Origin of the sequence: Thermosynechococcus sp., assembly GCF_046299635.1 — a bacterium.
GTDB lineage: Bacteria > Cyanobacteriota > Cyanobacteriia > Thermosynechococcales > Thermosynechococcaceae > Thermosynechococcus.
Genome location: NZ_JBKBHV010000059.1, coordinates 1 through 992, shown reverse-complemented (window position 1 = coordinate 992; position 992 = coordinate 1). Strand labels below are relative to the sequence as shown.

The following is a 992-nucleotide window of genomic DNA, read 5'->3' as shown; positions in this document are numbered from 1 at the left end:
CTACCTTAGGATGGTTATAGTTACCACCGCCGTTTACTGGGGCTTGAATTCTCAGCTTCGCCTTGCGGCTAACCGGTCCTCTTAACCTTCCAGCACCGGGCAGGAGTCAGTCCGTATACATCGTCTTGCGACTTCGCACGGACCTGTGTTTTTAGTAAACAGTCGCTTTCCCCTGGTCTCTGCGGCCCTTCACGCTTCCCCCAGCAAGTGGGTTCACGATCCGGGCCCCCCTTCTCCCGAAGTTACGGGGGCATTTTGCCGAGTTCCTTAACCATAATTCTCTCGATCGCCTTAGTATTCTCTACCTGATCACCTGTGTCGGTTTGGGGTACGGGCGGCTCGTTGCTCGCTAGAGGTTTTTCTCGACAGCATAGGATCACCCACTTCGCCATACGGCTCCGCGTCACGTCTCAGACTCCACACTGAAGTGGATGGTGCGGATTTGCCTACACCACGTCCTACACGCTTGCCCACAGACAACCATCGCTGTGGTTGGGCTACCTTCCTGTGTCACCCCATCGCTTGACTACTACCAGCTCGGGTCCCACGCTCCACCCACCAGCCTCGCCCCGAAGGGTCCGGTCCGATGAGCTTCGGGTGGTTAGCATCACCAGGTTCGTCATGGGCGCAACTTCGCCGGTACGGGAATATCAACCCGTTGTCCATCGACTACGCCTGTCGGCCTCGCCTTAGGTCCCGACTTACCCAGGGAAGATTAGCTTGACCCTGGAACCCTTGGTCTTTCGGAGCACGTGTTTCTCACACGTGATTCGCTACTCATGCCTGCATTCTCACTCGTGTAGGCTCCACCGCTGGTTCACACCGCCACTTCACTGCCCACACGACGCTCCCCTACCCATCCAAACGCCTGAACCACAAGGGCTTAGCTAATATTTGAATGCCACAACTTCGGCGGTGTACTTGAGCCCCGCTACATTGTCGGCGCGGAATCACTTGACCAGTGAGCTATTACGCACTCTTTCAAGGATGGC

1 rRNA gene is annotated in these 992 nt (G+C 56.5%); it reads right to left on the bottom strand.

What is annotated here, in order from left to right:
- Nucleotides 1-992: ribosomal RNA gene (locus tag ACK4IR_RS12320) — 23S ribosomal RNA — on the bottom strand; the annotation flags it as partial.